At 37.9% G+C, this 9,550-nt stretch carries 12 protein-coding genes (1 of these 12 only partly in view); all 12 read right to left on the bottom strand.

Translation table 11 applies throughout. From position 1 onward, the window contains the following. A protein-coding gene (gene lysS, locus DJ93_RS13280) for a lysine--tRNA ligase (RefSeq protein ID WP_042981337.1) crosses the window boundary here: on the bottom strand, window positions 1–592 show its beginning. It extends 908 nt beyond the left edge of the window; 592 of the gene's 1,500 nt are visible here — the first part of the coding sequence; it begins with the start codon at window positions 590–592; its stop codon lies beyond the left edge, outside the window. Window positions 593–752: 160 nt separating this feature from the next. Beyond that, window positions 753–1,751 carry a tRNA dihydrouridine synthase DusB gene (dusB, locus tag DJ93_RS13275; protein ID WP_042981336.1) on the bottom strand — a complete coding sequence of 333 codons (999 nt, stop codon included), beginning with the start codon at window positions 1,749–1,751 and terminating at the stop codon, window positions 753–755. A gap of 23 nt (window positions 1,752–1,774) precedes the next feature. Continuing rightward, window positions 1,775–1,978, bottom strand: coding sequence for a helix-turn-helix domain-containing protein (locus DJ93_RS13270; RefSeq protein ID WP_042981335.1), 204 nt, complete (start codon window positions 1,976–1,978; stop codon window positions 1,775–1,777). Then, the gene (folK, locus tag DJ93_RS13265) at window positions 1,930–2,445 is read right to left on the bottom strand and encodes a 2-amino-4-hydroxy-6-hydroxymethyldihydropteridine diphosphokinase (protein ID WP_042981333.1); all 516 of its coding nucleotides are present in this window, start codon (window positions 2,443–2,445) and stop codon (window positions 1,930–1,932) included. The genes DJ93_RS13270 and folK overlap by 49 nt, the downstream gene beginning before the upstream one ends. Next, a complete protein-coding gene (gene folB, locus DJ93_RS13260) occupies window positions 2,442–2,804 on the bottom strand; it encodes a dihydroneopterin aldolase (RefSeq protein ID WP_042981332.1) in 363 nt (120 codons plus the stop codon). Before folB ends, folK begins: the two co-directional genes overlap by 4 nt. After that, window positions 2,805–3,665, bottom strand: coding sequence for a dihydropteroate synthase (folP, locus tag DJ93_RS13255; RefSeq protein WP_042981330.1), 861 nt, complete (start codon window positions 3,663–3,665; stop codon window positions 2,805–2,807). Then, complete coding sequence (pabC, locus tag DJ93_RS13250; RefSeq protein ID WP_042981329.1) at window positions 3,640–4,512, bottom strand: aminodeoxychorismate lyase; 873 nt, start codon at window positions 4,510–4,512, stop codon at window positions 3,640–3,642. The genes folP and pabC overlap by 26 nt, the downstream gene beginning before the upstream one ends. Continuing rightward, entirely contained in the window at window positions 4,506–5,093 is a 588-nt protein-coding gene (gene pabA, locus DJ93_RS13245; protein ID WP_042981328.1) for an aminodeoxychorismate/anthranilate synthase component II, read from the bottom strand. Before pabA ends, pabC begins: the two co-directional genes overlap by 7 nt. A gap of 5 nt (window positions 5,094–5,098) precedes the next feature. Then, window positions 5,099–6,496: an anthranilate synthase component I gene (trpE, locus tag DJ93_RS13240; RefSeq protein WP_042981326.1), complete on the bottom strand. Its 1,398-nt coding sequence runs from the start codon at window positions 6,494–6,496 to the stop codon at window positions 5,099–5,101. A 225-nt stretch (window positions 6,497–6,721) separates the two neighbouring features. Further along, the gene (cysK, locus tag DJ93_RS13235; RefSeq protein WP_042981325.1) at window positions 6,722–7,645 is read right to left on the bottom strand and encodes a cysteine synthase A; all 924 of its coding nucleotides are present in this window, start codon (window positions 7,643–7,645) and stop codon (window positions 6,722–6,724) included. Between the two features lie 120 nt (window positions 7,646–7,765). Beyond that, window positions 7,766–8,641 carry a redox-regulated molecular chaperone HslO gene (hslO, locus tag DJ93_RS13230; RefSeq protein ID WP_042981324.1) on the bottom strand — a complete coding sequence of 292 codons (876 nt, stop codon included), beginning with the start codon at window positions 8,639–8,641 and terminating at the stop codon, window positions 7,766–7,768. Window positions 8,642–8,647: 6 nt separating this feature from the next. After that, complete coding sequence (locus DJ93_RS13225; protein WP_042981322.1) at window positions 8,648–9,436, bottom strand: type III pantothenate kinase; 789 nt, start codon at window positions 9,434–9,436, stop codon at window positions 8,648–8,650. Window positions 9,437–9,550 lie beyond the last annotated feature (114 nt).

Raw genomic sequence — 9,550 nt, 5'->3', positions numbered from 1 at the left:
GATAACCGTTGTCATCTAAATATCTTCTCATTTCACGAATGATTTTACTACGAGTAACGAACGTTTCACGACTTTCCATACTTGTAATTAAGTCTAAGTAACGTTGACGGTAGCGTTGTTCAACATCTTTTAATCCGTGGTATTTATCCGGTAATGGACGAAGAGATTTCGTTAATAGTGTAAATCCTGTTGCTTTTACTGAAAGTTCTCCAACGTTTGTTTTGAACACTTTACCTTCAATACCTACTAAGTCACCTAAATCTGCTGTTTTAAATAATTCGTACTCTTCATCTCCAACAGCATCTTTACGAACATAGATTTGAACTTGTCCGTGTAAATCTTGAACGTGCGCAAATCCTGCTTTACCTTTACCGCGCTTTGTCATAATACGACCAGCGATAGAAACAGAGATTTCTTTTTCTTCTAATTCCTCTTTAGAGAATTCACCATACAAGCTTAGTAATTCTTTTGTTGAATTTGTACGTTCGAAACGTTTACCAAATGGATCGATCCCTTGTTCACGTAAGTTATGTAACTTTTCACGACGAACAAGCAATTGGTCGTTTAATTCTTCGTGGTTCATGTTATCCATGATATTGATATCACTCCAGCTCTATTAATTTTTACAATATATACAGTATAGCATTTTCTACTCAACTAGAAAAACTGCCAGCAAGTAACTGGCAGTTCTTCTTTCTTTCACGTAATTATAGGAAGTGTATAGAAGAATGTCAATCTCCTATGTTCCCTTATTAACCAACGTAAATTGTTTGTTGTTTCGCTTCTACTTCTTCTACAAATGCACCTAATAAATTCGCAAGGTCTTCACGTGTGTTACAAGTATTGATACCATTACGCACACTCGCATTACCACGAACACCTTTTAAATACCAAGCTGCATGCTTTCTCATCTCTCTTACAGCGATATTTTCGTTCTTTAAATCGATAAGACGATCTAGATGCAACATACATACATCAATTTTCTCACGCACTGTTGGTTCCGGCATTAATTCACCTGTCTCTAAATACTTTACCGTACGATAAATCATCCATGGATCCCCAAGAGCAGCGCGGCCAATCATAACACCATCTACACCAATTTCATCAAGCATACGCTTTGCATCTTGTGGTGTTTCGACATCACCATTTCCGATAACAGGGATATTTACAGCTTGCTTCACTTGTTTAATAATATCCCAATCTGCTTTTCCTTCATACATTTGCACTCGTGTACGCCCATGAACCGCTACCGCTTGTCCACCAGCACGCTCAACAGCTCTGGCATTTTCTATTGCGAAAATATGATCTTCATCCCAACCAATACGCATTTTAACTGTAACTGGCTTTTCAACAGCGTCTACAACTGCCGCTACCATTTCATATATTTTATTCGGATCTAAAAGCCACTTCGCTCCTGCATCACACTTAGTGATTTTCGGCACTGGGCAACCCATATTAATATCAATAATGTCTGCTGTCGTGTTTTTATCTACGTATTTCGCCGCATCTACAAGAGTTTCTTTTTCGCCACCAAAAATTTGTAAACTTAATGGCTTCTCTCTCTCGTCAATATATAACATATCTAATGTTCTTTTGTTATTAAATAATATCGCTTTATCACTTACCATTTCAGCACAAACTAAACCTGCACCAAATTCTTTTACTGTCAAACGGAATGCAGAGTTACACACTCCTGCCATCGGTGCTAATACAACCGGATTTTTCATCTCAATATTCGCAATCTTTAACACTCGATTTACTCCTTCCTTCATGGTCACTTTGGCATTAATTCATCTATTGAGATTTTTAATGTTTTAGCAACTTCTACTACAAAATCTTGAGAAGGCGATCTATTTCCCCTCTCAACTTCTCCTAAAACCGATACAGATACCCCTAATTCCTTCGCAAAACCTTCTTGTGTATAACCTTTTAGCTTTCGAAAAGCACGAATGCGTCTTCCCCATTTTTCTGCTTCCATACCGTTACTCCCTCTCGCCTTTTCATTTCTTCTACTTGTGAACGTGAAATGTCTTGTTTTATATCTTGATTAATCTCTAACAACGGAACGATAACAAAAGCTCTTTCAAACATCCGTGGATGCGGAACAATAAGATTCTCTGCTTCAATATTCTCTTGATTATAGAGCAAAATGTCAAGGTCGATGGTTCTTGGTCCCCACCTAATTTCCCTTTTTCTTCCTAGGTCATTCTCGACTTTTTGCGTTACTTTCAATAATTCCTGCGGTGATAAATTGGTAGAAATTTTTATAACCAAATTCAAAAAGCAACTTTGGTCAGTATAGCCAACTGGTTCAGTTTCATATACAGACGAAACATCATCAACTCGGATATAAAGATTTTTATTTAGAAACTGAATTGCTTCAGTTAAATACGTATAACGCTCTCCAATATTTGAACCTAACGCAATGTACGCTATATTATTCATGGACGTTCTCTCGTAATTTCTACCGCCACAGCACGATAATGCCCCGGTATTGGCGGATCTGGTTTAATAACTTTTATTGTACATCGTGAAATACTTTCATATTGTTTCAATATATCTGCAGCGATATTTTCAGCAATACTCTCTACAAGCTTATACGTTCTATCTTCAACAACTTTCCTACATAATTCGAAAAGCTCTCCATAATTGACAGAATGCTCTAAGTCATCACTTTCCCCTGCACGTTTCAGGTCCAATTCCACCGTTAAGTCCACTTTAAATCTCTGACCTAATTTATTTTCTTCTGGGAATACACCATGATAACCGTAAAACTCCATATCATGGATATAAATTTTATCCAATTACTTTTCCCCCTTACCAATCATCGCATCCATCATCTGTGCCATACGTGCCATTTCTTTTACATCGTGAACACGAACAAACTCACAGCCCTTTTCAATACCAAGACAAACGGTAGCACCCGTTCCTTCAAGACGTTCCTCCACCGGTAAATCTAATACATGCCCAATAAAGGACTTTCTTGAAGTACCTAATAGAACCGGGTAACCTAATACATTTAACTGCTCTAAATTACGCATTGCTTCTAAATTTTGTTCAGGTGTTTTCGCAAAACCAATACCTGGGTCTAAAATAATATTCTCATCTCGTACACCAGCATCTTTAGCAATTTTAATACTCTCATGCAAATCAGCAATCATATCAGCCATTAAATTACGATAATTCATATTATCTCGATTATGCATTAAAATAATAGGCACATCATAATGGGCTGCAACTTCAGCAATCTTCGGTTCCGCCTTCGCTCCCCAAATATCATTAATGATATGAGCGCCAGCTTCAATCGCTTGTTTCGCAACCTCAGCTTTATACGTATCAATGGAAATAGGCAACTTTACTTCTTTTGAAACTGCCTGTATCATTGGAACAACTCGCTTTATTTCTTCTTCTACTGAAACTTTAGCGAAGCCCGGACGAGTAGATTCACCGCCGATATCAATAATATGAGCACCTTCATTTTTCATTTCCTTCGCATGGCGCACTGCGGCATCTACCTCATTGTAACTCCCACCATCAGAAAATGAATCCGGTGTTACATTTAAAATCCCCATAATCAATGTCTTTTCATTTAAATTCAATGTATATTCGCCGCAGCGCAAATCATAATCCCACTTCAAACTACACATCTCCTCTTTGCAATTCATTTCTGCTCCACAATTGCTCTCTCTGCATTTCATAAAAATCCATTAACCTTTTTGTAACCATTCCCACTTTACCCGGGAAATCTTTCCCCTCTATATAATAAAGAGGGACAATCTCTTGAATGGAGTTTGTTACGAACACTTCATTCGCTGAAAGCAATTCATCTTTCGTAAAGAAACCTTCCTTTACTTCTATACCCAGCTTTTCAGCAACCTTTATAATAAATGCACGAGTGATACCGTTTAAAATCCCTGTTTCTAATGAAGGAGTATACAAAATATCCCCTTTAACAAAAAAGAGATTCGAAACAATCCCCTCTGCAACATAACCTGTTTCGGTAAGGAAAATACCTTCTTTATTCACAACATTTCCAATTTCGCGTTTCCCTAAAATATTATTTAAATAGTGGTGGGACTTTAGGCGAAACGCACCCTCTGGTGTATTTCGCACTTGCTTTAAAATAACTCCTTCTTTTTCCACTACATCCCCTGGAGCTACTAAAGGTTTTATAAAAACAATAACAGATGGTTCTTCATACACTCCCGTTTGCAATCCTATTTCATCTATACCCGCTGATACATTAAAGCGCACATACGCATGCTTCAATCCATTCTTAACGAGTAGGTTCTTTAAAATAAGCATCACTTCATCTTTTGTCATTGTCCATTTGATTTGCAATATAGCCAAAGCATCCATTAAACGTTTATAATGATCATCCAACAAAAAAGGATGACCATTATAAATACGAAACGTCTCAAAGACCCCAAGCCCATATAGGTAACCATGGTCATAAGGAGAAATCCTCGCTTCACTCGCTTCTACATACGCACCATTTACGTAAATTAACATAATGTCACGCTTGGGCTATATGTACGAATGAAATTCTGTAGCAACTCTTTCCCGTGGGAAGTCATAATAGATTCCGGATGGAATTGCACACCTTCAATTGGCAGTGTTTTATGACGAAGCGCCATAATTTCCCCTTCCTCTGTCCAAGATGTAATCTCTAAACAATCTGGTAACGTCTCTTCCTTAACAATAAGGGAATGATAACGCGTTGCAGTAAATGGATTAGGAATGTCCGAGAAAATCGTCTTTCCATCATGATGCATAAGCGATGTTTTCCCATGCATTAATCGGTCTGCGCGAACAACCTCTCCCCCAAACACTTGCGCAATTGATTGATGTCCAAGGCAAACTCCAAAGATCGGAATCTTCCCTGCAAAATGTTTAATAACCTCCATACTGATCCCCGCCTCATTCGGACTGCACGGACCTGGCGAAATCATTAAAAAATCCGGTTTTATATTCTCAATATCTGAAATAGTCACTTCATCATTACGCTTAACAACAAGCTCTTGTCCAAGTTCTCCAAGAAACTGTACTAAATTAAATGTAAAAGAATCATAATTATCAATCATTAATATCATTTCTCTCACCTAACCGTTTCTTCGCTACTTTCTTTTGCACGCCATAAAGCGATTGCCTTTTTTAACGACTCTTTATATTCATTTTTGGGATTTGAGTCAATTACAATCCCCGCTCCAGCCTGCACATGGGCTTTTCCATCCTTAGCGAGTAGCGTCCTGATTACAATATTCAATTCCGTATCTCCAGAATAACCAATCCAACCGATTGATCCTGTATAAATCCCTCGACGAACAGGTTCTAATTCTTCAATAATTTCCATCGTACGTATTTTCGGGGCACCGGTAATTGTTCCACCCGGAAATACCGCCTTCACCAAGTCGAAAGCATCTTTATCTTCTTCCACCTCACCACGCACATTAGAAACAATATGCATTACGTGTGAGTATTTTTCAATTACCATAAATTCATCCACTTCAACAGTGCCATATTTACAAACCCGGCCCAAATCGTTTCGTTCTAAATCCACAAGCATGACATGTTCTGCTCGTTCCTTCTCGTTTTCAATCAACTCTTTTGCCAGCTTCTCATCTTCTTGTTCATTCTCTCCTCTGGAGCGCGTACCCGCAATTGGCCTTGTACTTACTTCTTTCCCCTGTTTTTTTATTAGTAATTCTGGTGAACCACTAACAATTTGAAAATCCCCAAGTTCTAAATATCCCATATATGGGGATGGATTAATTTTACGAAGGCTTGTATAAATTTCAAATGGATGTGTTTGTAGTGTTTTCTCTTGTCTCGTTGACAAGTTTACTTGAAATACATCTCCAGCCCCAATGTATTCTTGAATACGCTGAACAGCTTTCATAAAACCTTCTTCTGTAAATGCTACCGCTTCTTTTTTATTTTCAGGGCATTCAAATGGAACCTTTGTCTCAGGTGCTTCTTTTTCCCAAAGGTCTTTCCATTTATTCAAACGCCCCTCCACCTCTTCATGCTTATCTATATAATGTGTAATAATCCATAACACTTGTTCTTTTTGATCATAGACAAACACGTCGTCAAATAGTAAAAAGAATATATCAGGTATATCTATATCGTCCTTCGCAAGAGAAGGAATTTTTTCAATATAACGAATACAGTCATAACTAAAGTATCCAATCGCTCCACCTTGGAAAGGTGGATACTCTGGGTTATGATCCGTTTTCCATTTCTCCATATAATCTTGCATTAAGTTTAAGGGATTCCCTCGTTCTATTGTTTCCTTACCACTTTCACTTATATGTAACGTCTCATTCTTCCCCTGAATTACCGCGACAGGTTCAAGCCCTACAATACTGTAACGACCACCACGGCCACTTTCTAACAAAATATGTTGCGGCTTATCCTGGGAAAGAAATTTATATTGCTTAAAGAAATCTAACTGATATGGAATAGAAAGCGCTAAAGATTTTCTTCGTTGCATATCAACACCCCGTCTTCTTTTATCCCACCCTCTTAGTCTAACCAACTCAAACTACATAAGTGATCTATATAGAGAATGATTATACTGGAGAGCTAGTGAAAATAAATTAATTTTACTACTTCTTATTTTACATGAAGTTTTCTAGTCATACACTCTTTTCCTATTTCCAAACGAAAAAAGAAAAAGCACCCTTTTTCAAGGATGCTTCTTCCACGTTATATCAAATTATGATTCAAATTGATAAAGTGGTGTACTTAAATAACGCTCACCATTACTTGGAATGATAACAAGTACTTTTTTCCCTTTACCTAATTTCTTAGCAACTTCCTTCGCCGCATAGATGACAGCACCTGAAGAAATACCGACTAAAATACCTTCTTCACGAGCTACTTTTCGCGCATACTCAAACGCTTGTTCTGATTTAACTTGAATGATTTCATCATACACCTCTACATCCAACGTCTCCGGAACAAAACCTGCCCCGATCCCTTGGATTTTATGAGGTCCTGGCTTTCCGCCAGATAAAACTGGAGAATCTGCAGGTTCTACCGCATAAATTTTAATATCTTTATACGCTTCTTTCAGCACTTCACCAGCACCTGTAATTGTTCCACCAGTACCAATACCTGCGATAAATGCATCTAATTGGTCACCCATTTGTTCAACAATTTCGGGACCTGTTGTTAAACGATGAATTTCCGGATTCGCTTGGTTTTGAAATTGTTGTGGTATAAAGTAACCATGCTCTTTTGCTAATTCAGTCGCTTTACGAATTGCCCCGCCCATTCCTTCAGGCCCTGGAGTTAATACCAATTCAGCACCGTAAGCACGCAATAAATTACGACGCTCAATGCTCATTGTTTCTGGCATTACTAAAATAGCCTTATATCCTTTAGCAGCTGCTACCATCGCTAAACCGATACCAGTGTTACCACTCGTCGGCTCAATGATTGTATCGCCTTCTTTTAATAATCCTTTTTGTTCAGCATCTTCGATCATAGCTAACGCAATACGATCTTTAACACTACTCCCTGGATTCATAAATTCTAATTTTAAGTATATATCTGCGCTGTCTGATTCTACGATGCGGTTCAACTTAACGATCGGCGTTTTCCCGATTAATTCTGAAACTGATTGTGCCACTCGCATTCCTGTCACTCCTAACACCGAGTATTTTTATTGGTTTTATCTATATTTGAATTTTGTCAGAAAATTCCCTATTTGTCAATCTATTTGAAAGATTGACCATACCTTTATAGAGCCTCTTTATTACAGATTTTCAATTAAGTTTGTAATGTCTTCTTTAGAGAATTTATATCGTTCGTTACAGAAATGACAATGCACTTCCGTCTCTTCTTCTTCCTCACGAACCTGCTCTAACTCTGTCTTACCTAAACTAATTAGCACACTTTCAATACGCTCGCGTGAACAAGTACAATTAAATTGTACATCCATCGTTTCTAATACTTTTACTTTATCTTCTCCTAGCACTTCATATAGTAACTCCTCTGGAGAAAGACCTTGTTCAATCAACGTTGAAACAGGAGGGATTTTTTGCAAATGATCTTCAATAAATGAAATTGTTTCTTCCTGCGCACCTGGCATAATTTGCAGAATGAATCCACCCGCTGCCAATATACTATCATCTCCATTTACGAGAACACCGACACCGACAGAAGAAGGCGTCTGCTCAGAAACCGCGAAATAATATGTGAAATCTTCCCCTAGTTCTCCTGAAACAATTGGAGATTGACCGATAAACGGTTCACGCATACCAATGTCCTTAATTACCGTTACAAATCCTTCTGTACCTACCGCTTGATATACACGTAATTTCCCTTGTTCCGTTCCTTCAAAATCCACATGTGGATTCGTTACATAACCACGTACATCTCCATTTGCATGAGCATCCACTAAGATAGGACCAATCGGACCGTTACCCTCTACCTTAATCGTTAACTTTTGCTCGCCTTTTAGCATAGCGCCCATCATTGTACCTGTTGTTAAAGAACGACCAAGTGCTGCTGAAGCTGTTCTCCATGTATCATGACGTCTTTGCGCCTCACTTACTGTGTTTGTTGTGCGTACACTATAAGCACGAACCTCTCCATTAAACGCTAACGCTTTTACTAAATAATCTTTCATACTTACTTATTCACCCTTCTCATGTTGTAAATTCGCATTACGTTCATATAGCATATGCAAGCCTTTTAATGTTAAAAATGGATCTACAATATCAATTACATTAGATTCTTCCGCAATCAATTTCGCCAGTCCACCAGTTGCAATAACCGTCGGCTCTTGTTTAGCTTCCTCTTTCATACGCTTAACAATACCTTCCACTTGCCCAACATATCCATAAAGGATACCTGCTTGCATTGCACTCACTGTATTTTTCCCAACAACACTACTCGGTTTTGTAATTTCGATACGAGGAAGTTTTGCCGCTCTACTATATAAAGCTTCTGCTGAAATCATAATTCCCGGTGTAATTACGCCACCCATATAATGCTTATCCTCATTAATATAACAATATGTAGTAGCTGTACCAAAATCGACAATAATAAGTGGACTTCCGTATAATTGAATACCTGCTACTGCATTTACAATACGATCCGCTCCTACTTCACGAGGATTTTCATATTTAATATTTAAACCAGTTTTTATTCCTGGCCCTACTACAAGAGGCTTAATTTTAAAATACTTCTCACACATACGCTCTAACGCGAACATAATTGGTGGTACAACTGAAGAAACAATAATCCCTTTCACATCTTGAAAAGAAAGACCTTCATGCTCAAGTAACTGTTTCACTAACATTCCATATTCATCTTCTGTTTTATGACGATCTGTTTCCATACGCCAATGTTGACGAAGTTTCCCCTCTTCAAAAACGCCAAGTACCGCATTTGTGTTCCCTACATCCAATACAAAAATCATATTCTCACCACTTATCTTATTTAATCTATATTTGTGCAGTATGTACAAAACTTATAAAGACATCATATCACACATACCTATATAATCAGTTTTTCCATCTTCACCATTTTACAA

It is taken from the genome of Bacillus clarus (genome assembly GCF_000746925.1).
GTDB classification, from domain to species: Bacteria; Bacillota; Bacilli; order Bacillales; family Bacillaceae_G; genus Bacillus_A; species Bacillus_A clarus.
This window is presented reverse-complemented; position numbering and strand designations above follow the sequence as displayed.